Origin of the sequence: Nonomuraea sp. NPDC050153 (assembly GCF_044460125.1) — a bacterium.
Lineage (GTDB): Bacteria > Actinomycetota > Actinomycetes > Streptosporangiales > Streptosporangiaceae > Nonomuraea.
The window spans coordinates 1-25,023 of sequence record NZ_JBITJQ010000045.1 but is presented as its reverse complement, the minus strand read 5'-3'; the positions used below and the strand labels follow the sequence as shown (position 1 = coordinate 25,023).

Below are 25,023 nucleotides of genomic sequence, written 5' to 3'. Positions count from 1 at the left end.
TAGTGGGCCTTCTCAGTGATCCCCTGCCGGGTTACGTTCACGTGGCGGCTCGGGGGAATCATCGCATTCGTCCACCAGGGGAACCCTTATGCGTCGAATCGCCATCGCACTGATCACCGCGCTGGCCCTACCGTTGGCCATGACCACCCCGGCCGGCGCCGGGGGCCTCGACGACCTCTTCGCCAAGCTGCTCGTCAAGCAGGTGAAGGGCCCGAACGCCAAGAAGCACCTCAACGCCCTTCAGGCGATCGCCACCGCCAACGGCGGCACGCGCGCCGCGGGCACCCCCGGCTACGACGCCTCCCGCGACTACGTGGCGGGCAAGCTGCGCAAGGCCGGATACAAGGTCACCCTCCAGCCGATCAACTTCGTCGAGAGCTGGACCGAGAACTCCCCGCCCACGCTCAACCTCACCGCGCCCGGCTCGAAGACGTACGTGCCGAACGAGGACTTCTTCTCCTTCCAGCCCTCCCCCGCAGGTGACGTGACCGCGCAGGTCCAGGCCGTGGACCTGACGCTGCCGCCGACCCCGACACCCACCTCGACCAGCGGCTGCGAGGAGTCCGACTTCGCCGGCTTCGTGGCCGGCCGGATCGCGCTCATCCAGCGCGGCACCTGCGCCTTCGCCCTGAAGATCCGCAACGCGGGGCGCGCCGGGGCGTCCGGGATCATCGTGTTCAACGAGGGCCAGCCGGGCCGGACCGACGCGTTCCCGCTGGACATCGGCGAGTGGCGGGCCGGGGTCCCGATGGTCTTCGCCGACTTCGCGGTCGGCAACGAGCTGGCGGCCACGGCCGGGGCGACCGTGCGGCTCAAGATGGACTCCACCCTCGTGCTCGGCACCAACGACAACGTGATCGCGGAGTCCCGCTTCGGCGACCCGCGCAACGTGGTGATGGCCGGCGCCCACCTCGACAGCGTGCCCGCCGGGCCCGGCATCAACGACAACGGCTCGGGCTCCGCGTCCATCCTGGAGGTCGCCGAGGAGATGGCGCACTTCCCGGTGAAGAACAAGGTCCGCTTCGCCTTCTGGGCGGGCGAGGAGATCGGGCTGCTCGGGTCCGACCAGTACGTGGCGTCGCTGTCCGAGGCGCAGCGGGACCGGATCCGGGTCTACCTGAACTTCGACATGGTGGCCTCGCCCAACTACGCGTACAAGCTGTACGACGGGGACAACTCCGACAACGAAGGCTCCCCGGCCGGGCCGCCCGGATCCGCCGAGATCGAGAAGCAGCTCGAAGCCTTCTACGGCTCGCGCCACCTGCCCACCGTCGGCACCGACTTCGACGGGCGCTCCGACTACGGCCCGTTCATCGACGTCGGCATCCCGGCGGGCGGGATCTTCACCGGCGCCGAGGGCATCAAGACGGCCGAGGAGGCGGCGATGTTCGGCGGCACGGCGGGGGTCGCGTACGACGTCTGCTACCACCAGGCGTGCGACACGATCGCCAACATCAACGACACCGCGCTGGACGTGGACCTGGACGCGATCGCGGACTCCGTCGCCCGCTTCGCCTTCAACCTGCGCTCCATCCCGCCGCGAACCGCCGCCGCGGCGGCGCCCCTGGCCGCGAAGACGGCCAACTGACGACTCCCATCCCGGGTGGGCAGCCCCCCTGCCCACCCGACCACCTTGCACGGCACCACCTTGCACGGCACCACCGCATCAGATGGAACCTCCTGCTGGTTCCATTGAGCACCATCTCGGGATCTTCCACCCTCGACCTCGGATGGAGGCGCCGCATCATGCGATCGATCATCGTCGCGGCAATCACGTTATCCCTGGCCATCACCACCCTGACGGGCCTGCCGGCCCAGGCCGCCGCAGCGGCCCCGAACATCTCCGTCACCAACGTCAAGGCCCACCTCACCCAACTCCAGTCCATCGCCACCGCCAACGGCGGCAACCGGGCGCACGGCCGCCCCGGCTACCTGGCCTCCGCGAACTACGTGCGCGGCCAACTGGACGCCGCGGGCTTCACCACCACGCTCCAGTCGTTCACCTACAACGGCGCCACCGGCTACAACGTCATCGCCGACTGGCCGGGCGGGGACCCGAACGACATCCTCATGATCGGCGCGCACCTCGACAGCGTCACCGCCGGTCCCGGGATCAACGACAACGGCTCGGGCAGCGCGTCCATCCTGGAGACCGCGCTCGAGGTGTCCCGCCAGGCCCTCCAGCCGGCCAAGCACCTGCGCTTCGCCTGGTGGGGCGCGGAGGAGCTGGGACTGCGCGGGTCGCAGTTCTACGTGAACAACCTGCCGGCCGCGGACCGGGCGCGGATCAAGGGGTACCTGAACTTCGACATGGTCGGCTCCCCGAACCCCGGATACTTCGTGTACGACGGCGACAACTCGGACGGCACCGGCTCCGGTCCCGGCCCGACCGGCTCCGCCGAACTGGAGAAGGTCATCCAGGACTACTTCACGTCGATCGGCGTGCCGACCCGGGGCACCGACTTCGACGGGCGTTCGGACTACGGCCCGTTCATCGCTGTCGGCATCCCGGCGGGCGGCACGTTCACCGGCGCCGAGGGCATCAAGAGCTCGGCCCAGGCCACGCTGTGGGGCGGCACCGCCGGACAGGCGTTCGACGTCTGCTACCACCGCTCCTGCGACACGACGTCCAACATCAACGACACCGCGCTCGACAGGAACGCCGACGCGATCGCGTACTCGGTGTGGACGATCGCCACCGCCGTACCGCCGGTCGTGGTCTGGCAGGACACGTTCGAGACGGCCACCGGCTGGACGGTCAACCCGTCGAGCACCGACACCGCCACCACCGGCCAGTGGGAGCGCGGCGACCCCGAGGCCACCACCTCCAGCGGCGCCAAGCAGCTCGGCACCACGGTGAGCGGCACGAACGACCTGGTCACGGGCCGCCTGGCGGGCACCGCCGCCGGTGACTTCGACCTCGACGGCGGCATCTCCTCGATCCAGTCGCCGCCGATCACGCTCCCGGCCACGGGGCCGCTGAACCTGTCGTTCTCGTGGTACCTGGCGCACGGCTCGAACGCCTCCAGCGCCGACTACTTCCGGGTCCGCGTGGTCGGCAGCACCACGACCACGGTGTTGAACCAGGCGGGCGCCGCCACCAACCGCAACGGCGCCTGGGCCACCGCGACGGCCGGCCTGAACGCGTTCGCGGGCCAGACGGTCCGCATCCTCATCGACGCCGCCGACGCCTCGGGCGCCTCCCTGGTGGAGGCCGGCGTGGACGACGTCAAGATCACCCGCTAACAGTTCGAGGCGGGCCGGGTCGCACCAGACCCGGCCCTCGCCCCCCGCGGGCCGGGCCCATCGCGACCCGGCCCGCAGCGTCCCCGTCCCCCGGTCCCCGATCAGGCAGGCTCCGCAGTCCGGTCGCCACGCAACGCCGCCATGACCTTCCCCGGCTCATCCGCGAAGAACCGGATCAAGGTCGCCTCACCCCGGCCCCCGAACGGGCGCACGAAGGCAACGGGCTCGCTCAACTCGACCGTCATGTTCGTCTGCGAGGAGACCGCCACGCTGAGCCGCCCGTCCTTGACGGTGACCATGCTGCTCTCGTTGTAGTTGCGACTGGTCCGCACGGCCGCGATCCGCTCGACGGGTACGCGCACGTCGAAGTACACGCCGAACCGGATGCGCAACTCGCCAGGGGTGATGACATGCGGCCTGGTGGCACAGGCGGCGGCCAGCATGACCCCGAACAGGAGCCCGTACACGTCGGCGATCAGCACCGTGAACCGCAGCAACGCCGGCACGTCGAGCGCGACCAGCAGCAGATCGACCACCACGGTCTCGACCGCCATCGCGAACAACATCAGCGACAACATGAACGTCTGCGCCTTCGTGTACGTCACGACGGTCGCCCCCGCGGGCACGCCATGACGGCGCCGCACCAGCCACTGCCCGATGGCGAACAGGCCCTTCAGCTCGAACACCACGATCCGCAGCACGGCTCTGACCATCGGTCCCCCACTCTCAGCTCTCCGGGCTCGGTCAACCCCCATTGGACACGTTGACGTCGCGTCAAGGTCAAGCCGATGTGATCCGGTGAGCGCTGCCGGCAAGCCCGCGTGCGTGCGCGGCGGCGTGGCGCAGTGAGCGGCAGGTCACCACGGCCCAGGCGGCGACGAGCAGCGCGTAGAGGGCGACGGCGGCCCAGACGAATGCTTGCGAGCCGGTACGCGCGGCGAGGGCGCTGGTGCCGGTGACGCAGGCGCCGAGGGGGAAGATGAAGGACCACCAGGTGGGCGCGAAGGGTAGCCCCGCCCGGAACTCCCGTACGGTCAGCGCCGCGGCGAGTGCCAGCCACAGCATGGCGAAGCCCCACACCCCGACTCCGGCCAGCAGCGCGAAGACCGCCGCGCCGTGCGCGTACGGCGCGGGCAGCGCGGTCGGCGCCGCTGTGGCCAGTGCCCCCAGCCCCGTCACGACCTGGCCCAGCGCCCCCAGGCCGATCCACACCGTGGGCACCGTCGCACCAGTGGGCGCGTCATGGTGCACCAGGCGGCTGTAGATCATGGCCAGCACCAGCAGTGCCGCCACCAGGCCGAGCCCGAACATCGCGTAGCAGCCCAGCAGCAGGGCCAGCCGCAGCTGCACACGTGCGGTGCCGATGTCGAGACGCGGGTCGTCTGCGCGGCGTGCGGCGAACCTCTTGAGGGAGGCGGACTGGTGACCGTGCTGGAGGACGAACCCGTCCGGCATTGAGGCCGGCTCCGACGGGTCCCCAGTTCGGTGGAGCCGCGTCGGCCTCGCCGGTTGGCTTGCGGAAAGCCTCGGCGATGCCCGGACGTGCGCTCCGCGCTCGCCGCGCCGCGATCCAGCGCGCGTGTTCTAGCTAGAGCCGGGCCGTACAGCGGACGCATTTGGCAGGCGGCACCGGCCGCACATCGCTCCAGCCCACCTTCCTTACGATCTCGGCGCGGTCGGCATCGCCCCCGGGAGTCAGCCAATGCCTCCCGAGCAATTGGCCGGTCCTGCGGTCGATCACGATCTGCACTACGATCTGCCCCGCCTTGTATTGGAGGGCCAGCCCGTCGAGCCCGAACGTCCCGGGGATGTCGTCGACCACCTTGACGCCCGGCGCATTCGCCAGGAGAAGGTAGGCGGCGGCCCTGGTGCCAGGCGTCGCCGGTGAGTCGATGAGCCGCGAGGCGGCCCCCTGGAGCCAGGGCTCGCGCTCGGCGACCACCTGCGGGTTGTAGCTGTCCAGCAGCCGTGCCCTGAGCGCCGCCGGCTCCTTGGGGAGGTTCCGCAGCTCCGTCAGCGTCGGCTTCAGCCCATCGGCGAGCTCCAGCCCCAAATCCAGGTCCACCGAGGCGTATGCGGGCATGTTCTTGTCGCACCCCCGAGCGGGGCACAGCTTGGGGGAGCCGTCCCGTCGCCACGCTTTCAGGCCCTCGACCGTGTACGGCTTCGACGACACCGGCTCGCGCCAGCCGTAGACCTCGCGGCTGGGCCCGAAGCCGAGGACCTCCATGGCCCGTTCCTCAACCTCGTAGTCATTGACGCTCTTCGTCCGCATGATCTGCTCGGTGTCTCGTCGCCAGTAGCGACCCTTCGCCTCCGGTGTCGCCGCCAGCCTGGATGCCGCGGCTTCCAGTTTCTGCATGGGCGTGACCGCGACCGGCTCCACCGCGGGTCGAGGTACGAGGGCCACCACCGCGCCGACCACGAGCGCGACGGCCGCCGCGACGAGCGCCATCCCCGTCCACGACCTCCTGCCCGCCCGCACAGGAGGTATCCGTGTACCTGCGAGTACCCGCTCCCGCGCCGCCGCCACCTGGTCGGCCGACGAGGGCGGCGCATCGGGCATCACCGAGTCGATGACCTGGAACTCGTTCATCCCAACACCTCACGCAGCTTTGTCCTGGCCCTGCTCAACCGGGACGCGACCGTCCCCGAGGCGATCCTGAGCGCCGCCGCCACCTCGTCGTAGCTCAGCCCGCCGTACGCGATGAGGAGCACCACGTCGCGCTCCCCCTTCGACAGCCGCGCCAGCGCCCCCGCCAGCCGGTCAACCGTCACGCTCGCGCTGAGCCTGTCCACGATCCGCTGGTCGTGTCCTTCGTCGTCAGGTGGCGGCCCCGTCCTGGCCATGGCGCGGTACCTGCGCACCTCGGCGCGCCGGTGGCGGCCGATGAGGTTGGTCGCGATCCCGTACAACCACGGCCTGACGCCACCGACGGCCGAGTCGAAGCGTTCACGTTGCCTGAAGGCGATGAGGAACGTCTCCGCGGCGAGATCCTCGGCCACGTCGGGGGCGAGCCTGCGCCCGATGTAGCGCCGGATCTCCTCGTAATGGGCTTCGAAGACTGCCTCGAAGACGTCAGGAGCAGTGATCACACCCTTGTTTGCCCGCAAGCATGCGATTCTTCCTGAAAATCTTGGTTGGCCGTCGCAGAGGACAACCCCCGACCGCCAGAGGTGCCGGTGCCCCGGTGCCGTTCGCGTCAGGCGCCCGGGGCGGCGACGGCGTCGGGTGGGAGGCGGCGTGAGAGGTGGAGGAGGGTGAGGCTCGCCAGTGCGAGCAGGACGGTGAGCGTGCCCCACAGCAGCGCGGGCGCGGCGCCCAGCAGGGCCGAGAAGGCGGCCGGGGCGACGACGTTGCCGATCGCCCAGGTCTGCTGGTGGATCGCCAGGTAGCGGCCGCGGAGGGCGGGTGGTGCCGTGGCCACGGCCAGGGCCCAGGACGGGGTGGCGTGCATCAGCTCGCCCGCCGTGAAGACGAGGGTGGCCGCCACCAAGGCGATGACGCGCGGTGGTCCGGGAGGAAGCGCGGCCGCCGCGGCGTACAGGACGCACGACACGATCAGGGCCGCCCCGCCGAGGGCCATGGCGTGGGTACGGCGGGCGGCGCGCTGGCGTCGCCGGACCGCGAGCTGGCCCACCGCCACCAGGATCGTGTTGAGCGTGTACAGCAGGCCCAGCAGCCAGGCGGGGGCGCCGAGCACCGTGACGGCGTACACCGGCAGCGCGATCGGAAGGACCATGCGCGTCAGCGTGAACGCCTGCTCGGCCGCCACCAGCCCGACGAAGGGCCGGTCCGCCAGCACTCGCCGGTACCCGCCCCGCTCCGGGGGCGTCGGCTCCACCGGCGCGCGCCGGCCCGACAGGATCAGGCACCCGGTGGCCACGACGAAGCTGGCCGCGTTGACCGACGCGATGATCACGAAGCCGGTCGTGCCGCCCAGCGACACCACCCCCGCCGACAGCAGCCCGCCCAGGCCGAACGCGACGTTCCTGGCGGTCGACATCAGCGCGTACAGCCGGTCCCGGTCCGCGCCCGTGGCCAGGACCGAGACGTAGCCGCCGGAGGCGGGATAGTAGGCCCGGTCTCCGACCGCGACCAGCGCCGCGACCACGATCAGCGCGGCGAAGCCGTCCACGAACGGGTACGCGGCGAAGCTCAGCGCGCGCAGCACGTACGTCCCCATCAGCACGCGACGTGCGTCGAACCGGTCGATGAGCACGCCGGCCACCGGGTTGGCGGCCAGCCCCACCGCGGCCGCCGCCGTCACCCCCAGCCCGACCACGGTCATGGGCAGGCCCGTGACCCGGTGGATGAACAGCAGGGTGAGCGGGTAGTACAGGCCGCTGCCCAGGGCGTCCACGAACATTCCGACGAGAAACGGCCGCACGCCGGACTGGCGCTCCACGGAGGCGATCGACATGACCAGGAGTATCAGCACACGCGAGGCCGCCCCGGGATCGGTCAGCGGCCTTAGACGTTCTACGCCGATGGTCCTAGCACCCGGCGGCACTCCCCCGCACCCGGTGAGCGTCGCTCCCACGCCCGGGTTCGCCTGATCCACGTAAAAGGCCAGGTCAGGAACGGTACGACACGCCCTATGGGTGAATGAGGCCCACACCTCGCGGGTATCGGTCGCATGCATCTCCGGCAACACACCCTGGTGTGCCTATCACCATGCCTGAAAGGGAACTCAGATGACCCAGACCGCAGAGCGTACCGAGACGACCGAGCGCGAAACCGAAGAGCGGGAGGCGTTCGAGTCGCTGATGTTCGCCGCGCTCGCAGCGCGCCGCGAGGAGAGCACCGAGATGGGCATCGAGCATCCGCTGCTGCTGGCAGCGCTCATGCGCCGCCGCAGGGAAGGCGGGACGAGCATGATCGAAAACCCGCTGATGCTCGCCATGCTCATGCGCCGCCGCACGGAAGGCGAAGAAACCGGCATCGAACACCCCCTCCTCCTCGCCGCGCTCATGCGCCGCCGCAGGGAAAGCGGGACGAGCATGATCGAACACCCACTCCTGCTCGCCATGCTCATGCGCCGCCGCACAGAAGGCGAAGAAACCGGCATCGAACACCCCCTCCTCCTCGCCGCGCTCATGCGCCGCCGCAAGGAAGGCGGGACGAGCATGATCGAACACCCACTCCTGCTCGCCGCGCTCATGCGCCGCCGCACAGAAGGCGAAGAAACCGGCATCGAACACCCCCTGATGCTGGCCGCCCTTGCCTCCCGATAACCGCGCCCGCCGGACCGCAAGGAAGAACGCCGTCTCCTGGTTTCCCGGCAGCGGGAACCAGGAGACGGCTCACACCAACCCGTAAAGGAGCACCTCATGGCGCCGGAGCAAACCGGTAACTCCTCCGAGCACAACCCTCTGGAGTCCATGATCGACGACCTCATCCGCGACATCCTCAGCGAGTCCGGCCAGACCACCAAGGCCCGCGCACGCGGCGTGGACCCCATGGCGAGCCTGATCGAATCGGCCCTCGCGTCGACATCGCGCACGGCGTCGAAGGCGTCGCCGATGGAAAGGCTCCTGCTCACGCAGGTGCTGTCGTCCGCGCTGGCGGACGCTCTCGCGCCCGCGCTGGCAGACGTCCTGGCACCCGAGATCATGAAGTCGCTGGAACATCATCTCTCCCCCAGCCCGGCCAGTGGCGTGGCTTCGACGCGCAGCACGGCGGCCAAAGGGGGAGCGGGGAGCAGAAGGAAGACCTGAACCTCCGCCGCGGCGCCGGGCGATCGGCAGGGCTGTCCGGGTGACCGCCCGCCGGGCCGGTGCGGCGGCACACGTACGGAGCCCGGTGTCCTGGGCAGCTTCACCGGGACGCCGGGCAAGGGCGGCCGGGCGGCTTCACCGGGACGCCGGGCAGGGGTGGCCCGGAAGGCTTCACCGGGACACCGGGCAGGGGTGGCCCGGAAGGCTTCACCGGGATGCCGGGCGCGGCGGCCACGGCACCGGGCCGAAATCAGCAGCCGGGTGCCTTATGGTGCGAGCTGGTCAGATGGAATCATCGGCCCATGAACGCTGACGTCATCGTCGTCGGGGCCGGTCTGGCCGGTCTGGTGGCGACCTGCGAACTGACCGCCCGGGGCAAGAAGGTCGCGGTGGTCGACCAGGAAAGCGCCGCCAATCTGGGCGGCCAGGCCTTCTGGTCGTTCGGGGGCCTGTTCCTCGTCGACTCCCCGCAGCAGCGGCGCCTGGGCGTGAAGGACTCCTTCGAGCTGGCCTGGAACGACTGGCAGGGCAGCGCCCAGTTCGACCGCCTGGAGGACGAGGACTCCTGGGCCGTGCGGTGGGCGCGGGCCTACGTCGAGTTCGCCGCCGGGGAGAAGCGGCCCTGGCTCGACAGCCTGGGCATCAAGTTCCTGCCCACCGTCGGCTGGGCCGAGCGGGGCAACCTGCGCGCGGACGGGCACGGCAACTCCGTACCGCGCTTCCACGTCACCTGGGGCACGGGGCCGGGCGTGCTGAAGCCGTTCGTCCGCAGGGTCCTGCACGCGGCCGACAGCGGGCTGGTCACCTTCCACCACCGCCACCAGGTGGACGAGCTGATCGTCAGCGGCGGAGCCGTGCAGGGCGTGCGTGGCACGCTGCTCGCCGAGGACGACTCGCCGCGCGGGGTCGCCTCCAACCGCGACAGGATCGGCGAGTTCGAGCTGACGGCCCCGGCAGTGATCATCACCAGCGGCGGCATCGGAGGCAACCACGACCTGGTACGCCGCTACTGGCCCGAGCGGATGGGCAGCGCGCCGGAGAGCATGGTTACGGGCGTGCCGGCGTACGTGGACGGCCGGATGCTCGACATCGGCGCCGAGGCCGGGGTGCGACTGGTCAACCGCGACCGCATGTGGCACTACACGGAGGGCCTGCGCAACTGGGACCCGATCTGGCCGGGCCATGGCATCCGGATCCTGCCCGGCCCCTCGTCGATGTGGCTCGACGCGCTGGGGCGGCGGCTGCCCGACCCCTGCCTGCCCGGCTACGACACGTTGAGCACGCTGCGGCATCTGCGGGGCACCGGCCACGACCACTCCTGGTTCGTGCTCACCCAGAAGATCATCGAGAAGGAGTTCGCCCTGTCGGGTTCCGAGCAGAACCCCGACATCACCGGCAACGACCGCAAGGCGTTCCTCCGGGAGCGGCTCCTCGGGAAGGGCGCTCCGGCCCCGGTGGAGGCGTTCAAGCGCAACGGCGCCGACTTCGTCGTGGCCGGCACCTTGGACGAACTGGTCGCCAAGATGAACCAGCTGACGCTCGAACCCCTGCTCGACGCCGACCTCATCCGCCGCCAGGTCGAGGCCCGCGACCTGCAGATCGCCAACCCGTTCAGCAAGGACTCCCAGATCCAGGGCATCCGCAACGCCCGCCGGTATCTCGGCGACAAGCTGGGCCGCACCGTCGCCCCGCACCGGATCCTCGATCCCGCCGCCGGGCCGCTGATCGGGGTCATGCTCCACGTACTCACCCGCAAGACGCTCGGCGGCATCCAGACCGACCTCGACTCCCGCGCCCTGGGGCTGGACGGCGAGCCGATCGACGGGCTGTTCGCGGCGGGCGAGATCGCGGGCTTCGGCGGCGGTGGCGTGCACGGCTACAACGCCCTGGAAGGCACCTTCCTCGGCGGCTGCATCTTCTCCGGCCGCCAGGCCGGCCGCGCCGCGGCCCGCTGACCCGCGGCCCACTGCCCCGCCGCGGCCCGCTGACCGCGGCCCGCTGAGCGGCATCCAGCCAGCCGCCCTCGGGGAAGGCCCAGCCCTCCGGCTGGGCCTGGCGGATGATCCGCTCGGCTTCGGACCGCTGCCCGGAGAACTCCAGCCAACCGCGTATGTAGACCCATGCACTCATGACCACATGATGGCTTGCGGGAAGTCGAGAGCATTTGTCGGATTTGGCTGCGGCGGTCACCTCCCGGACGGCAGACTGTGGTTTGCGGCCATCACGTGCCTACCTTCGTTCTCTGACGAGAGCCCGCGAAGGGAGCCCGGGGTGGCCGTCACCATTACGCCTGTCCCAGCAACCGGGCCTCCAGCTCCGGGGCGAGGCCGACGCTCGGCCGGTCCGGGCGCATCGGGGGATGGCCGCCGATGCTCTGGAGCCACCGCCACGTGTCGGCCACCGTCTCCTCCAGCGGACGGCACCGCAGGCCCGCCGCCACCGCCTTGGACACGTCGCCCCCGTGCATGAAGTCGTAGTCCTCGCCCACCAGCCAGATCGGCAGGTCCGTCCACGGTGTCACGCCCGCCGCCAGGATCTGCTCGGCGGCCACCCAGCGCAGCTCGGCGGCTGACCCGGTCACCTTGACGCAGGTCTCCAGCAGCTGCCCCATCGTCGCGAACCCCGGCGGGCTCACCACGTCGTACGCCCCGCCGAGCCCGCGCCGAGCCGCCGCCAGGCACCACACGGCCAGGTCGCGGGCGTCGACGTACTGCAGGCCGAGGTCGCGCGGCTCCGGGGCGAGCACCGGGCCGCCACGGGCGATCCTGCTCAGCCACCAGGGCAGGCGCCCGATGTTCTCGTGCGGGCCCAGGATCAGGCCCGCGCGGGCCAGCAGCGCCCGGTCGCCGAACGCCGCGACCGCCCCGAGCTCCGCTCCCGCCTTGTTCTTGGCGTAGTCGTCGTCGCCGTCGTCCGCCGACACCTCCACGACCGGGGCGCCCTCGTCCGCGCCGAACGGCACCGGCGGCGCGTACACCGACCGGCTGGACACGTAGACGTAGTGGCCCGCCCGGCCGGCCAGGAGCGATGCGGCCTCCCCGACCGCGGACCGCGCCCACGACCAGGTGTCGACCACGACGTCCCACTCCCCGCGCTCCAGCGCCGCCAGCCCGCCGGGGGCCGTCCGGTCGCCGCGCAACGCCGTCACGCCGGCCCGCGGCTCGTGGGTGCCGCGGTTGAACGTCGTCACCTCCCAGCCCAGCGCCACCGCCTCGGCGACGAACGCCTGTCCCACGAACTCCGTGCCACCCAGCACCAAAAGCTTCATGGCATCCACCTTGGCCCGGCGGGTCCCGGCGCGGTAGACGGGCACGCCCTCAGCGGAATCGCCACCAGCGAAAGCCCCGCCTGATCGGCCGTACGGCCTCCCCTGCCGCACGCTCCGTCATGTTGCGATGGCCGTGCGCGGGTAAATGTCACAGGCAGTGATGTAGTCGGTACGAGACGGATGGTGAGACGGCTGATTCCACGCTCGATCCGCGCACGCCTGACCACGCTCGCGACGTTGATAGCGGCCCTGGTCTTCATCGGGGCCTCCGCCATCACGCTCGCCACCGTGCCGGAAAACCTGCGCGGCATGGTTCAGACGAGGGTCGAGCTGGCCATACGGCGGGTCGCCGCCGAGGCGAGCACGGGTCGCCTGCCCCGGGTGCTGGCGACCCCGTCACGCGTTCAGATCCTCCAGGTGATCTCGGAGGACGGCAGGATGCTCGCGAGGAGCCCCGGCGCGGGCGAGAGCCTGCTGGTGCCGGACCTCGAGCCCACCACGCCGGGGACCGTCCGCGTCGCCGAGCGGACCGTGTCCCGCGGCCCCGACGAGCCCAAGACCCACTACCTGGTCATGGCGCTGAGGGCGCGGACCTCGCAGGGCCCGGTGACGATCTACGGGGCGTCCTCGCTGACCGACGTGGACCGAGCGCTCAAATGGATATATGTCCTGGTGTTCATCGGCACTCCGCTCGTCCTGCTGAGCGTGGCGGGCATCACCTGGGTCGCGGTCGGATCCGCGCTGCGCCCCGTGGAACGCATCCGCGCCGAGCTGGCCGAGATCACCGGCCAGGACCTCAGCAGGCGCGTGCCCGTCCCCGAGACCGGCGACGAGATCAGCCACCTGGCCGCCACCACCAACGACACCCTCGACCGCCTCGAACGCTCCGCCGAGACCCAGCGCCGCTTCGTCGCCGACGCCTCCCACGAGCTCCGCAGCCCGATCTCGGCCCTGCGCGCCCAACTGGAGGTGGCCAACGCCTACCCCGACGACACGGACTGGCCGGCCACCGGCGAGCGAGCGCTGGACGCCGCCGACCGCCTGGCCGGCATCATCGACGAGCTGCTGATGCTGGCCCGGCTGGACGCCGGCGCGGCCGGTGAGCGCCGCGTGGTGGACGTGGCCCGCGTGGCGATGGACCAGGTCCGCCGCCGCGAGGGCAACCGGGTGCCCATCATCCCCGACGTCTGCGCCGCGGCACCCGTCCACGGCTCACTCATGCAGCTCGACCGCCTGCTGACGAACCTGCTCGACAACGCCACCCGGCACGCCGCCAGCCGGATCGACCTGGAGGTGGCCGTGGAGGGCGACAAGGTGATCGTCGCGGTGACCGACGACGGCGAGGGCATCCCACCGCCGGACCGGGAGCGGGTCTTCGAACGCTTCACCCGCCTGGCCGGCGCCAGGGCCAAGGACAAGGGCGGCAGCGGCCTGGGCCTGGCCCTGTCCCGCGACATCGCCATGGCCCACGGCGGCACGCTCACCCTCGCCGAGCACTCGCCGGGCGCCCGCTTCGTGGCCTCCCTTCCCCTGTACGGGGATCCGTGACGGACCGGAGTCTGTCGTAGGCGGTCCGTACACTCGCGGGCATGGATCTGCACCAGCTCGCCGCCGAGATCGAGCCCATCTCCAGCCGATACGCGGACAAGCTCGGGATCGAGCGCGACGACGCCTGGTTCCTGCTCAAGCTCCAGGAGGAGCTCGGCGAGCTGACCCAGGCGTTCCTCATGCGCTCGGGCCTGGCCAGGACCAAGGGGCGCACGCGGGACGAGCTGGAGGCGGGCTTCCGGGAGGAGCTGGCCGACGTGCTGTGCCACGTGGTCCTCATGGCCCACCATCACGGGGTGGACCTGGAGGCGGAGATCGCACGCAAGTGGCTGGTCTGGAAATCCTGAGCCGCCCGGTTCGCCGTCGCGACGGCCGTCTCCTTTTTCGCGCAGGCGCGAAGAAGAGCGGCCCGCCCGAGAGGAAACGGGCGGGCCGGAGGGAAAGCGGGTCAGTCGACGGCGGTGATCCGGTTGGTGGCGGGCGGGGCGATGGGGTTGTCCCTGCCGAGCTGCTCGACGAAGGCGTCGATGTCCAGCGGCCCGCTCCACAGGTCGGTGCCGTCCCTGAAGGCCACGAACGCGTCGCCGCCGCCCACGAGGAAGTTGTTGGCCGCGACCCGGATCGACTGCGTGTCCGTCACCGGCACCCCGTCGATCTTCATGTTCGACACCTTGGAGCCCCAGGCGGCGCTCCGGCTGTAGGTGTAGGTGAAGTTCGACGACGGCTGCAGGATCTTGGTGAACGCCTGGTTGTTGGGCCCACCGGTGAACTGCTGCTCGAGCACGGTCTTGAGCTGGGCGCCCGTCAGCGTGACGACCTGCATGAGGTTGTTGAACGGCTGCACGGTGAACGCCTCGCCGTAGGTGACGACGCCGTCGCCCTCGTTCGCCGGGGACGTCGCGTACGTCAGGGACGCCCGCACGCCGCCCGGGTTCATCAGGGCGATCTGGGCGTTGCCGCCGGTCTTCGTGGCGGCGAGCTGGCCGTCGGCGATGAGGTCGCCGAGCGCGGACTCACCGGACGGCACGGCCGTGTTGGTGATGTCCGTGGTGATCTTGCCGACGGCCCTGTTGGCGACGGGCGCGACGCGGTCCTTCCACGTCTGCACGAACGTTGAAATTTCGGGATCCGGGGTGACTGTTCGGGTCACGACGTGGTTGTCGGCGACGACCGACGAGCGGTCGATGTCCCGCGTCTTGAGGTTCACGTTCAGGTCGACCTGCGTGATGACCCGCCCGAACGAGCCGCCCTGCGAGTAGACGCGGTCGTTGCCCGCCGGGTCCTTGACCTTGCACAGGTACGCCTGGTGCGAGTGCCCGCTGAGCACGACGTCGATCTCCGGGTCCACCTGCGTGGCGATGCGGTTGCCCGCCCCCGGGACGGCGCTGCACGCGTCGGGCGACTGGCCGGCGTTCACCTGGTCACCCTCGTGCACCAGTACGACCTGCGCCTTCACCCCGACGAGCTTGAGCAGCTTCGAGGCGACGTTCGCGGCCTTCACCTCGTCCACGAACTTGAGATCCTTGATCCCCTCGGCCGTGACGATGCTCGGCGTGGTCTGCGTGACGAGGCCGATGAAGCCGATCGGCACGCCGTTCATCCACTTGATGCTGACCGGCGGCAGCGCGGGCACGCCCCAGTCCGACAGGACCTGCTTGACCTGCGCCGAGTTCGAGCCGCCGAGGGCGGCGAGCGCGTCGGTCTTCTCGTTGCGGTTCTTGAACAGGACGTTCGCGCCGACGTAGTCGAACTTCGCGCCCCTCCATGGACCGGCGGGCGAGCAGCCGTCCACCGGGTGGCAGCCGCCGTTCATGATGCGCCGCAGCTCGGCGTAGCCCTCGTCGAACTCGTGGTTGCCCACCGCGGCCACCTTGAGCCCCAGCTTGTCCATGAACTCGATCGACGGCTCGTCGTGGTAGGCCGCCGAGATCAGCGGCGTCGCCCCGATGAGGTCACCCTGGGCCACGGCGATGGTGTTCTGGTTCGCCAGCGCCTTCATGTGCGTGGCGACGTACGCGGCACCGCCGGCTTCCACGGTCTGGCCGTTCTCGTCCACCATGCGGCCGGAGGAGCCGGTGGGGGGTTCGAGGTTGCCGTGGAAGTCGTTGAGCGCGAGCAACCGTACGGGCACCGTACGAGGGGCCTTGCTCGCGTCCGCCGGGAGCGTGGCGAGCATCACCGCACCCGAGGCGACAGCTCCGGCCAGCGCCAGCCGGAGGAAGGAACGAGAGGTCATGGCCCAAGACGTTACGTCGGTAACCTATGCAGCCAATGGCGCAAAGGTAACGATTTGCCAGGTTGTCACATGGCGTTATTTGCCAGTCATACGCCTAGAGTTCGTTCTGTGGGCGAACGATGGGGATGGCGCCGCGTGATCGCTCACGGCGAAGGAGGGCCTGTGGGTGGGCATGTGAAGGTCAGGGAACGGCTCGATGACAGCGAGATCGCCGAGGTGCTCAGCCTGGTGGGGGCGGCGACGGAGGCCGACGGCGTCCGCCCGCTCAACGAGCACGTGATGCTCCATCTCCGCTACGGCGGCGACCCGCAGGCCCGATCCCTGCTCCTGGAGGCGGACGGCACGCTGGTGGGCTACGCCCACGTCGACCCGACGGACGAGGTCGAGGGCCCGAGTGCCGAGCTCGTCATCCACCCCGGCCACCGGCGCCGGGGGCACGGCGCGCGCCTGCTGAGCGCGGTCATGGAGCTGGCGGACGGGCACCCGCGTCTGTGGGCGCACGGCGACCACCAGGGCGCCGGGGCGCTGGCGGCCGCGTTCGGCTTCGAGCGGGTGCGCTCGCTCTGGCAGATGCGCCGCTCCCTCTTCGCCCCTCTTGAGGCTTCCGACCTGCCCGACGGGGTGCGGTTGCGCACGTTCGTACCGGGCCAGGACGAGGAGGCCTGGCTCAAGGTCAACGCCGCCGCCTTCGCCCACCACCCCGAGCAGGGCGCCTGGACGATGGACGACCTGCTCCGCCGCGAGCAGGAGCCCTGGTTCGACCCGGAGGGGTTCTTCCTGGCCTTTCGCGGCGACCGGCTCGCCGGCTTCCACTGGACGAAGATCCACGGCTCCTCCTCCCACGGCCACGAGCCCCTGGGAGAGGTGTACGTCGTGGGCGTGGACCCCACGCAGCAGGGCACCGGCCTGGGCCGGACACTGACCCTGGCCGGGCTGTGCCACCTGCGCTCGCGCGGCCTCGCCCAGGCGATGCTGTACGTGGACGAGGCCAACACGGCGGCGATCAGGCTGTATGAGTCCCTCGGCTTCAACCGCTGGGACGTGGACGTGATGTACGCGCCCTCCGGGGAGACGGCTACTCCACGACCCAGTGAAGGATGAAGTAGGAGAGGGCGGCCACCAGGGCGGCTGCCGGAATGGTCAGGATCCAGGCGGTCACGATGTTCCCGGCGACCCCCCACCGTACGGCGCTGAGCCGCTTGGTGGCCCCCACACCCATGATCGCCGTGGTGATCGTGTGTGTGGTGGAGATCGGCGCCCCGAACCCGATGGCCGCCACGTACAGGACCGTCGCCGCCGCGGACTCCGCGGCGAAGCCCTGGGGCGGGTCGAGCGCGATGATGCGCCGGCCCAGCGTACGCATGATGCGCCAGCCACCCGCGTACGTCCCCAGCGAGATCGCCCCGGCTGCGGCCAGGATGACCCACTGCGGGATGGGGTCGGACGGCGCGGCGAGCCCGCCGACGGTGAGCGCCAGGAAGATGACGCCCATGGTCTTCTGCGCGTCCTGCAGCCCGTGCCCGAGCGCCATGGCGGCGGCCGAGACGGTCTGCGCGTAGCGGAAGCCCCGGTTGGTCTTGCCGGGCTGGCTGTTGCGGAAGATCCAGTAAATTGCGATCATGATCAAGGCCGCCAGCGTGAACCCGACCAGCGGTGACAGCACCATCGGGATGACGACCTTCTCGACCACGCCGTCCCAGTGCACCACGCTGGCCGAGGCCAGGGCGGAGCCCACCAGGCCGCCGATGAGGGCGTGACTGGAGGAGGAGGGCAGGCCGAAATACCACGTGATCAGGTTCCAGGAGATCGCACCGATGAGCGCCGCGGCCACGACGACCAGTCCGTGTGAGCCGTTCGGAGCGTCGATGATCCCCTTGCCGACCGTCTGCGCGACCTGGGTGCCCAGGTGGGCGCCGATGAAGTTCATGGCGGCGGCCATGAACAGCGCGGCCCTGGGGGTCAGGGCCCGGGTCGAGACGGAGGTTGCGATGGCGTTCGCCGCGTCGTGGAACCCGTTGGTGTAGTCGAACACCAGAGAGATGACGACCACGCCGATGACGAGGGCGAGCGTGAGGTCCACTACTGGGCCTAGCTTTCCTTGACCGCGATCGACTCGACGGTGTTGGCCACGTGCTCGAAGGCGTCGGCCGCCTCTTCCAGGGCGTCGACGACCTCCTTCATCTTCATGACGGTGAGCGCGTCGTACTCGCCGCTGAACAGCTTGGCCAGCAGCCTCCGGTAGACCTGGTCACCCTGGTTCTCCAGGCGGTTGACCTCGATCCAGTACTCGTTGAGGTTCTTCATGGACCGCAGCCGCGGCATCGCCTCGGCGGTCAGCTCGGCGGCCCGCTCCAGCACCTCGACCTGCCTGACCACGTCTTTCGGGAGGTGGTCGAGCTGGTACAGGACGATGAGGTCGGAGGCCGCCTCCATGGCGTCCATCACGTCGTCGAGGTTGGACGCGAGTCGGTAGATGTCCTCACGGTCGAACGGAGTGATAAAGCTCTCATTGAGCCGGTTCATGATCGCGTGGGTGCGTTCGTCCCCGGCGTGCTCGCAAGCACGCATCTTCTCGGCCAGGGCTTCCCTGTCCGATCCGTCACTAATGATCTCTACCAGCAAACGGGATGCGGTGACCAGGTTGTTCGCGGAGTCCGCGAACAGGTCATAGTAGCTGTCCTCACGTGGCGTGAGACGCAGGCGCACGTCGTACTCCAGATGTGCGGGGATGGTCCGTGGAAAGGGTACGGGCTACCAGGCGAAATGCGAACTTCATGTCCCCTTCTCCTACTGGTTACCCTGCGTATGTTGTGCGACACCCGGGACAGAGGGTACTTTGATATCTTTTTTGCCCACTTACCGGGGGACCTTCAGATATCAGACCTTGGTCCGATGGAAGTCCCGGAACGACCTGGACGGCGTCGGCCCCCGCTGCCCCTGATACCGCGACCCGTACTTCTCGGACCCGTACGGATGCTCGGCGGGCGAACTGAGCCGGAACACGCACAACTGACCGATCTTCATCCCCGGCCAGAGCTTGATCGGCAACGTGGCCACGTTCGACAGCTCCAACGTGACATGCCCGCTGAACCCCGGATCGATGAACCCCGCGGTCGAATGCGTCAACAACCCGAGCCGCCCCAGCGAGCTCTTCCCCTCCAGCCGCGAGGCCAGATCATCCGGCAACGTCACCACCTCATAGGTGGAGGCCAGCACGAACTCCCCCGGATGCAGGATGAACGGCTCATCCCCGTCGGGCTCGACCATCCGCGTAAGATCCGGCTGCTCCACCGAGGGATCGATGTGCGGGTACCGATGGTTCTCGAACACCCGAAAGAACCGGTCAAGCCGTACGTCGATGCTGGAGGGCTGGATCATGTCCAGGTCGAACGGATCAAGCCCGAGTCGGCCGACTTCGATCTCAGCAAGGATGTCACGGTCAGATAGCAGCACGGTGAGCAACTTACCGCCCGACCGGAAACTCTGGGGGGTTGGGATTGCTGTTGTACGCCAAGTTTCCGCTACAGTGGTGGACGCGGCTTCGAGCCGTACGCGGGTGTAGTTCAATGGCAGAACATCAGCTTCCCAAGCTGACAGCGCGGGTTCGATTCCCGTCACCCGCTCCAACTGGTGAGGCCTAGGTAGGGACCTGAATCCCGACCCGGGCCTTGATTGTTTCCGGACTGGTTCGATCTTCGCGGGCCATTAACGGGCCATTAGCTCTTGATCACCCTGTCGGGATCAGTGCGCCCGCCGTACCCTCGTCATCGTCGTCGTTCCGCGCTTCGAGCTGCCGGTCTATGGCGTTCGTGATGGCCTCGTCAGCACCTCTGACGGCGTGCTGGTAGATCATGGCCGCCCGGACGTTGTCGTGCCCCATGCGGGCCATGAGGTCCTTCAGCCCTGCGCCGGACTCTGCGGCCAGCATGTTGCCCGTGTGCCTCAGGTCGTGGAAATGGAACCCATGCAGCCCCATTTCCGTGACGACGTCCACCCAGCGCGTACGGGTGTTGAAGCCGCTCCGGCGCATCGGGCCGCCCTTGGCGCCGGGGAACATCAGAGCGTCGGGGCGGTCCTGTACGTACGTGTCCATGTGCTCCTTGAGTATGGGGACGATGCTCTGCGGGATACCGATCGTTCGGCGTCCGGCCTTGGACTTCGGCGGCCCGAGCACGAGACCACCTGTCGATCGCTCGACGAACGCGACGCGGACGCGGACGGTACGCGCCTTGAGATCGATGTCCATCCGGCGCAGTGCGCTGACCTCACCCCACCGCAGGCTAGCGAACGTGGCCAGCAGCACCATCGCGCGAAAGCGTCGGTCCTGGGTTGAGTCGGCCCTCTCCTCGGCGGCCATCCTCCACAGTGCTCGCTCGGCTTCCGCCCGTGTGAGAAAGACCTCTGGATGAGCCCGCATCTCGCCGTGCCGGCGCTCCTGCGGTTCAGAACATTCGCCTCGCTCAGCAGTACCTACCAGCCCAGGGGAACAACGCCACCCGCGCCTGGCTTCTGGCCCGCGAAGCCGAAGAACTCGCCGGCCTCGGCGACCGACAAGCGCTCATCCGCCTGGAGCAGGCGAAGGACGCCTATGGCGACGCGCGTCCCCAGCGCGAACGAGCCTGGACACGGTTCCTGGACCCAGGCCGTATGGCCGCCTACCGGCTCTCGACTTACGTCAACCTCAGCGACGAACACCGCGTCATCGACGAAGGCCAAGCCGCCCTCAACGCCCTCTCCCACGAGACCGACCACAAGAAGATCGCCGCCGTCCACGCCGACATCGCCGCCGCCCAACTCCGCATCGGCGACCTCAACGAAGGCATCACCAGCGGACGCCTGGCCCTGGAAACCGCCCAACGCACCGAATCCCGCTGGGCCTTCCAACAACTCGCCGGAGTAGAGAACGCCCTCACCGGCAAGCGAGACACCTCAGCCCGCGAACTCCTGGCCGCCATCAACTCAGCACACCGCAGCCTGAGCCAACCGTCCGCCTGATCACGGCAGAGATGCGGCCACGCACTGCCGAATTGTTCATGTAGGTATCAAGCGGCGGCGCGCCGCGCCGCCGTACAGCGGCCCGTCGCTTGCCCGCCGCCCGGGCATGCGGCCTGGGGGCCGGTCCCGGGCGGCAGCAGCACGGACCGCCACGCCGATCGTGGCGCCCGCCGTACTGAGCAAGCTCACCGACCCCAGCGTCACGCCGCCGCACGAATGCAGCCCTACGATCGCCACGCGTGGGCTGGCCTCAGGTAGTGGCTGGGGGCGATCGACGATCCGGTGCTTCGTTCCTCAGCACCGGCTCACCGGATAGCGGTGTCCTCAGGTCGCGAAGCCAAGCATGTGGCTGATGACTCGGTCGTGTCGTCGTAGGTAGACAGCGAGACAGCGGATCGTCTGTGCGCCCTTTCGGGATTTGACTGCTGCCCATACTCTGTGCCCTAGCAAGAACGATCATGCATCGAAAGCGGGAAACCCATGCATACCTGGGTCAGCACCGCAGGAGGTCCGCTAGGGCCTGTGTTGAGTCGTGATCATTGGAGGCTGCGCATCCAGATCACTGCTCCTCGCAGGTGGAGGCCAGCAAGATCGCTCTCGGGCATCTTGTCGTAGCGGCTCGCGATGCCGTGCCACTCCTTCAGCCCAGGACGCGGAACACAGCGAAGCTCCCGGTCGGCGATCTGCTGGCTGGCAGGCCGTCGGCCGGGAGCTTCGCTGTGGTCTTCTACCGGGCTGGGCTGGCGTTCTCCGCCAGAACCCGGTGAGGAGCTGAATGCCCTACGGGTCAGCTCAGCAGCCGTACCACCCGGCGTAGGCGTCCCACTTGCCGTTCTTGGTGAATTCTGCGCTCTTGCCCTTGTTGATCGTGGTGCACTTCGAGTCGGGCATAAAGGCCCCCCTCCAGTCCACCTTGAGCTTCTTCTTGCTGGCGCAGTTGTTCGTGATCTTCACCCAGTGGTGATAGTACTTTCCGAAGGCGGTCTCCTCGTAGAAGGTCCTCCCATGCTGGACATTGACGCAGGAGGGCGCGGCGTTGGCCGCCGGAGCGGCGGCGGCCGGTGTGGCGACAGTCATGGTGAGCACAGCTGCCGCCACAGCTGCGGCTCGGATGAAGGCACGGGAATCCATCGTTCTCCTTGGGGATATCGCGGCGATTTTGGATGCTGCCGGTTGGGCAGCAAGAAACGCCCGCCACATGCGGGTTGTTGACACGGCCAACGCTAGCGAGGGGCGGTATATCGCGGGTATGGCAGTGATTCGGGCAAGGCCAGGCCGGATACCCGCTTCGTCGACCTCGACCACGCTCAACCGCTACACGCACGCGTCGCCCGAGGGTCTGTAGCGCCGAGTCAACAATCGCCTCTGGAGTGGATCTCCAGCTCAGGGAGGGGGAAGTGCTCAAGGTCGGCGGGTCCTAATGGGGCCGAGGCGGGCGGGGTGCGCGCAGTGCGTTTCAATCCCAGGTCGGAGAGCTGATCCTCGTGCCAGATGCGTGCCAGAACGAACGGCAGGTCAAGGTCATTCAGGGCCACTCACGGCCACTCGTCGCGGTCTGACCAGGACCCCCGTTCTCCCCGCTCAGGACACCAAGATCAGTAGCCGGTTCCCAAGCTGACAGCGCGGGTTCGATTCCCGTCACCCGCTCCACAGAAAGCTCAGCCAGGCCTCTGGCACTGGCCGGTTTCCTTGATCTTCCTCATCTCTCTTCATGTCGCCGTGGTATCGCGGTCGCTAGCACAGGTGCGAGCTGGCAGTATCGAGATGGAGGGGAGACACCATGAACTTCGATCGGATCACTGTCGAGCCCGACAAGCTCGAAGGCAAACCGACCATCCGAGGGCTGCGGATCACCGTGGAGACGGTGGTACGGCTCGTCGCGGCTGGATGGACCTTCGATGAGATCTTGTCGGACTACCCCGACCTCGAACGCGAGGACATCAAGCAGGGGCTGGAATACGCAGCGGCCTCCACGAACGTCCACTTCTACCGCCTCCGAGAGCCGGCGTGAACTTCCTGATTGATGAGAACCTCTCACCGCGCGTCGCTGAACTGCTGGCGAAGGCCGGTCACGATGCGGTGCACGTGCGCGATCTCCAAGCGACGAGTGCGCCGGACTCCACGATCATGGCCCTTGCCATGGCGGACGACCGGGTCATCGTCTCGGCGGATACAGACTTCGGCGCGCTTTTGGCTCAGGCCCGTACCACCAAGCCCTCGGTCATGCTTGTGCGGGAGATCCTTGAGCTTCGACCGCCTGAGCTGGTGAATATCATCCTTAACCACCTTGATGTCCTCGACCCTCACCTGTCTACGGGTGCGATCGTGGCCTTTGCCCCCGCAGGCATCAGAGTGCGAGCGCTCCCGCTCCGTTGAACAAAGAGCATTTGACCGCCGTGCCATTAGCGTGCCATTAAGCGCGGTGACGAGGGGTCAACCACGGTCACTCACGGCCGGCCTCAGTCGCAGGTCAGCGCGTCCACAAGCCAAGATCCCTGCAATTCCCAAGCTGACAGCGCGGGTTCGATTCCCGTCACCCGCTCCAAGCGAGAAAACCCAGGAAGCCAATGGATTCGGTGCCTGGGTTTTGTTGTTATCCAGGGTTCTTGAACCCCGCGTGTCATTAGGCCGGATGATCACCCTGTCGGAGCCAGCGGGCCAGGAGTACGACTCAGACCTTGATGACAGTAACGCGTGCGCCGCACAGGGCGGTGAGGTCCTCGGGGTCGGACGTGAGGACCGTGACGGGACCGAGGGCAGCGAGGGCGGTGGCACTGAGCATGGCATCGATGGCGTACTTGTGCCCGTGCAGGCTCGCGTCAGACAAGAGCGTGGCGGCGTGGCGGGCGATCGGTTCGGTGACCGGCTCGATGACAAGGCGGGATAGCGTCCACTCCAGGGCCGGCCGGTTGACGCGGGGGTGGACCACCTCGACGAGGGTGGCGGCAGAGGTGATGACCCGAAGGTCGTCGGCGCGGGCGAGAGCGAGCCATGCGGTGACCGTACGGTCACGCAGGACGGCCTTGGCCAGTCCCTCGCTGTCGAGGACAAGGGTGCCGCCAGGAGCAGCGGGAGAACGGGTCACGCGGCCGCCCCACCATGGGCCTGTCCCCGCCGGACCTGGTGGAGCTGGTCGCGCAGCGCTTGAACCTCGTCGTCGGTGATGGGGCCGTGCTCGGCCTCGGCGACCTGGATGAGTTCGTTGAGATTGTCGCGCTCGATCTGGCGGGCGACGGCGGCGGCGACGTAGGCGGACAGGCCGGAAGGGCCGCTCCGGGACCGGGCAGCCTCGGCGATGTCACGCGGCATGGTGATCGAATACTTGCCGGTAGGCTCACTCATGCCCTCTATCCTACCTCGCATCCTCCTGCGGTGTCGCGACCGCTTTGTTAGGGTCTGGAGGACCGCAGACCGGTCCGGGTGTCTGCGTCACGCGAGAAGCACAGATCGCGAATGATCGCCGGGCCATTAGCGGGCCATTAAGAGGGGTGAGGAGAGGTTAACCACGGTCACTCAGGACCGGCTCACTGCCGAGCTCAGCGTCCCAGCGGGTCGTGATCGATGCAGTTCCCAAGCTGACAGCGCGGGTTCGATTCCCGTCACCCGCTCATAAGAAAGCCCGAGTGAGGGCTTGTGCCTGGGCTGACATGGTCGAAGCCCTGAACTACTTGGCCGCAGATTGGTGCGCCCCTCAGGCGACTTTCCAGGTTCGGTCACCGAGCGTAGCTACGAGATCCAAGTGGCCCCCGAGTGCGGCGATGTACTCTCATACGACGTCGATGCCAGATACCTCGCCATGTTCGATCTTGGAGATGCGAGCTTGGCTGACTCCCAAGATGTCGGCGAGTTCAGCCTGGGTGGCACCGGCGGCCTGACGGATCTCGGAGAGCTGGAATCCGCGGACGTACGCTTCGCTGGGCTTCCCCTCGTAACGTGGAGACCGAACCAAGAGAGGTTTGGTCGTGGCAGGAACCACGAGACGCCGTTTTGATCCGGAGTTCCGAGCCGG

At 68.8% G+C, this 25,023-nt stretch carries 26 protein-coding genes and 1 tRNA gene; 12 read left to right on the top strand and 15 right to left on the bottom strand.

Features of this window, described 5'->3' with window-relative positions:
* The first annotated feature begins 88 nt into the window (after positions 1-88).
* Positions 89-1,588 (top strand): M28 family metallopeptidase, encoded by a 1,500-nt coding sequence (locus ACIBQ1_RS55180; protein WP_397290899.1) that lies wholly within the window; start codon positions 89-91, stop codon positions 1,586-1,588.
* Positions 1,589-1,746: 158 nt separating this feature from the next.
* The gene (locus ACIBQ1_RS55175; RefSeq protein ID WP_397290897.1) at positions 1,747-3,246 is read left to right on the top strand and encodes a M28 family peptidase; all 1,500 of its coding nucleotides are present in this window, start codon (positions 1,747-1,749) and stop codon (positions 3,244-3,246) included.
* A gap of 101 nt (positions 3,247-3,347) precedes the next feature.
* On the opposite strand, the gene ACIBQ1_RS55170 is transcribed toward ACIBQ1_RS55175, so the two are convergent.
* The 5 genes from ACIBQ1_RS55170 to ACIBQ1_RS55150 all read right to left on the bottom strand — a co-directional run bounded on the left by ACIBQ1_RS55170 (position 3,348) and on the right by ACIBQ1_RS55150 (position 7,670).
* Entirely contained in the window at positions 3,348-3,959 is a 612-nt protein-coding gene (locus ACIBQ1_RS55170; RefSeq protein WP_397290895.1) for a hypothetical protein, read from the bottom strand.
* Between the two features lie 67 nt (positions 3,960-4,026).
* On the bottom strand, positions 4,027-4,701 hold the full coding sequence (locus tag ACIBQ1_RS55165) for a hypothetical protein (RefSeq protein ID WP_397290893.1): 675 nt from the start codon (positions 4,699-4,701) through the stop codon (positions 4,027-4,029).
* Positions 4,702-4,834: 133 nt separating this feature from the next.
* Positions 4,835-5,842, bottom strand: coding sequence for a hypothetical protein (locus ACIBQ1_RS55160; protein ID WP_397290891.1), 1,008 nt, complete (start codon positions 5,840-5,842; stop codon positions 4,835-4,837).
* Entirely contained in the window at positions 5,839-6,360 is a 522-nt protein-coding gene (locus ACIBQ1_RS55155) for an RNA polymerase sigma factor (RefSeq protein ID WP_397290889.1), read from the bottom strand. Before ACIBQ1_RS55155 ends, ACIBQ1_RS55160 begins: the two co-directional genes overlap by 4 nt.
* An 89-nt stretch (positions 6,361-6,449) precedes the next feature.
* Positions 6,450-7,670: an MFS transporter gene (locus ACIBQ1_RS55150; RefSeq protein ID WP_397290888.1), complete on the bottom strand. Its 1,221-nt coding sequence runs from the start codon at positions 7,668-7,670 to the stop codon at positions 6,450-6,452.
* Positions 7,671-7,944: 274 nt separating this feature from the next.
* On the opposite strand from ACIBQ1_RS55150, the gene ACIBQ1_RS55145 reads away from it, so the two are divergent.
* From ACIBQ1_RS55145 to ACIBQ1_RS55135, 3 genes are all read left to right on the top strand, one after another.
* A complete protein-coding gene (locus ACIBQ1_RS55145; RefSeq protein ID WP_397290886.1) occupies positions 7,945-8,484 on the top strand; it encodes a hypothetical protein in 540 nt (179 codons plus the stop codon).
* A 96-nt stretch (positions 8,485-8,580) separates the two neighbouring features.
* On the top strand, positions 8,581-8,967 hold the full coding sequence (locus ACIBQ1_RS55140) for a hypothetical protein (protein WP_397290884.1): 387 nt from the start codon (positions 8,581-8,583) through the stop codon (positions 8,965-8,967).
* A gap of 302 nt (positions 8,968-9,269) precedes the next feature.
* The gene (locus ACIBQ1_RS55135; protein ID WP_397290882.1) at positions 9,270-10,922 is read left to right on the top strand and encodes an FAD-binding dehydrogenase; all 1,653 of its coding nucleotides are present in this window, start codon (positions 9,270-9,272) and stop codon (positions 10,920-10,922) included.
* A gap of 329 nt (positions 10,923-11,251) precedes the next feature.
* Here ACIBQ1_RS55135 and ACIBQ1_RS55130 read toward each other — a convergent pair whose 3' ends face one another.
* Positions 11,252-12,235, bottom strand: a complete 984-nt coding sequence (locus ACIBQ1_RS55130) for an NAD-dependent epimerase/dehydratase family protein (RefSeq protein ID WP_397290880.1) — start codon at positions 12,233-12,235, stop codon at positions 11,252-11,254.
* A 180-nt stretch (positions 12,236-12,415) separates the two neighbouring features.
* Here ACIBQ1_RS55130 and ACIBQ1_RS55125 point away from each other — a divergent pair, with 180 nt between their 5' ends.
* Both ACIBQ1_RS55125 and ACIBQ1_RS55120 read left to right on the top strand, forming a co-directional pair.
* Complete coding sequence (locus ACIBQ1_RS55125; protein ID WP_397290878.1) at positions 12,416-13,783, top strand: ATP-binding protein; 1,368 nt, start codon at positions 12,416-12,418, stop codon at positions 13,781-13,783.
* 41 nt (positions 13,784-13,824) lie between these two features.
* A complete protein-coding gene (locus ACIBQ1_RS55120) occupies positions 13,825-14,130 on the top strand; it encodes a pyrophosphatase (RefSeq protein WP_397290876.1) in 306 nt (101 codons plus the stop codon).
* A 101-nt stretch (positions 14,131-14,231) separates the two neighbouring features.
* Here ACIBQ1_RS55120 and ACIBQ1_RS55115 read toward each other — a convergent pair whose 3' ends face one another.
* Positions 14,232-16,019 (bottom strand): bifunctional metallophosphatase/5'-nucleotidase, encoded by a 1,788-nt coding sequence (locus ACIBQ1_RS55115; RefSeq protein ID WP_397290874.1) that lies wholly within the window; start codon positions 16,017-16,019, stop codon positions 14,232-14,234.
* A gap of 162 nt (positions 16,020-16,181) precedes the next feature.
* Between ACIBQ1_RS55115 and mshD the strand changes: the two genes are divergently transcribed.
* Positions 16,182-17,120, top strand: a complete 939-nt coding sequence (gene mshD / locus ACIBQ1_RS55110) for a mycothiol synthase (protein ID WP_397290872.1) — start codon at positions 16,182-16,184, stop codon at positions 17,118-17,120.
* Here mshD and ACIBQ1_RS55105 read toward each other — a convergent pair.
* The 3 genes from ACIBQ1_RS55105 to dcd form a co-directional block, all read right to left on the bottom strand.
* The gene (locus ACIBQ1_RS55105) at positions 17,095-18,099 is read right to left on the bottom strand and encodes an anion permease (protein WP_397290870.1); all 1,005 of its coding nucleotides are present in this window, start codon (positions 18,097-18,099) and stop codon (positions 17,095-17,097) included. The two genes, mshD and ACIBQ1_RS55105, sit on opposite strands and share 26 nt — an antisense overlap.
* Before the next feature lie 8 nt (positions 18,100-18,107).
* Positions 18,108-18,725 carry a DUF47 domain-containing protein gene (locus tag ACIBQ1_RS55100; RefSeq protein ID WP_043625094.1) on the bottom strand — a complete coding sequence of 206 codons (618 nt, stop codon included), beginning with the start codon at positions 18,723-18,725 and terminating at the stop codon, positions 18,108-18,110.
* A gap of 171 nt (positions 18,726-18,896) precedes the next feature.
* Positions 18,897-19,586, bottom strand: coding sequence for a dCTP deaminase (gene dcd, locus ACIBQ1_RS55095; RefSeq protein WP_397290868.1), 690 nt, complete (start codon positions 19,584-19,586; stop codon positions 18,897-18,899).
* Between dcd and ACIBQ1_RS55090 the strand changes: the two genes are divergently transcribed.
* A tRNA-Gly gene (locus tag ACIBQ1_RS55090) sits at positions 19,572-19,645 on the top strand. The two genes, dcd and ACIBQ1_RS55090, sit on opposite strands and share 15 nt — an antisense overlap.
* A 101-nt stretch (positions 19,646-19,746) precedes the next feature.
* Here ACIBQ1_RS55090 and ACIBQ1_RS55085 read toward each other — a convergent pair.
* Positions 19,747-20,376: a site-specific integrase gene (locus ACIBQ1_RS55085; protein WP_397290866.1), complete on the bottom strand. Its 630-nt coding sequence runs from the start codon at positions 20,374-20,376 to the stop codon at positions 19,747-19,749.
* A gap of 290 nt (positions 20,377-20,666) precedes the next feature.
* Here ACIBQ1_RS55085 and ACIBQ1_RS55080 point away from each other — a divergent pair, with 290 nt between their 5' ends.
* Positions 20,667-21,014: a hypothetical protein gene (locus ACIBQ1_RS55080; RefSeq protein ID WP_397290864.1), complete on the top strand. Its 348-nt coding sequence runs from the start codon at positions 20,667-20,669 to the stop codon at positions 21,012-21,014.
* 792 nt (positions 21,015-21,806) lie between these two features.
* Here ACIBQ1_RS55080 and ACIBQ1_RS55075 read toward each other — a convergent pair.
* A complete protein-coding gene (locus tag ACIBQ1_RS55075; RefSeq protein ID WP_397290862.1) occupies positions 21,807-22,319 on the bottom strand; it encodes a hypothetical protein in 513 nt (170 codons plus the stop codon).
* 475 nt (positions 22,320-22,794) lie between these two features.
* Between ACIBQ1_RS55075 and ACIBQ1_RS55070 the strand changes: the two genes are divergently transcribed.
* Complete coding sequence (locus tag ACIBQ1_RS55070; protein ID WP_103961631.1) at positions 22,795-23,025, top strand: DUF433 domain-containing protein; 231 nt, start codon at positions 22,795-22,797, stop codon at positions 23,023-23,025.
* Positions 23,022-23,390 (top strand): DUF5615 family PIN-like protein, encoded by a 369-nt coding sequence (locus ACIBQ1_RS55065; RefSeq protein WP_188195486.1) that lies wholly within the window; start codon positions 23,022-23,024, stop codon positions 23,388-23,390. The genes ACIBQ1_RS55070 and ACIBQ1_RS55065 overlap by 4 nt, the downstream gene beginning before the upstream one ends.
* A gap of 295 nt (positions 23,391-23,685) precedes the next feature.
* Here ACIBQ1_RS55065 and ACIBQ1_RS55060 read toward each other — a convergent pair whose 3' ends face one another.
* The 3 genes from ACIBQ1_RS55060 to ACIBQ1_RS55050 form a co-directional block, all read right to left on the bottom strand.
* On the bottom strand, positions 23,686-24,099 hold the full coding sequence (locus tag ACIBQ1_RS55060; RefSeq protein WP_397290860.1) for a type II toxin-antitoxin system VapC family toxin: 414 nt from the start codon (positions 24,097-24,099) through the stop codon (positions 23,686-23,688).
* Entirely contained in the window at positions 24,096-24,356 is a 261-nt protein-coding gene (locus ACIBQ1_RS55055) for a CopG family transcriptional regulator (protein ID WP_397290858.1), read from the bottom strand. Before ACIBQ1_RS55055 ends, ACIBQ1_RS55060 begins: the two co-directional genes overlap by 4 nt.
* A gap of 424 nt (positions 24,357-24,780) precedes the next feature.
* On the bottom strand, positions 24,781-25,023 hold a 243-nt coding region (locus ACIBQ1_RS55050; RefSeq protein WP_397290856.1), incomplete at its 5' end, for a helix-turn-helix domain-containing protein.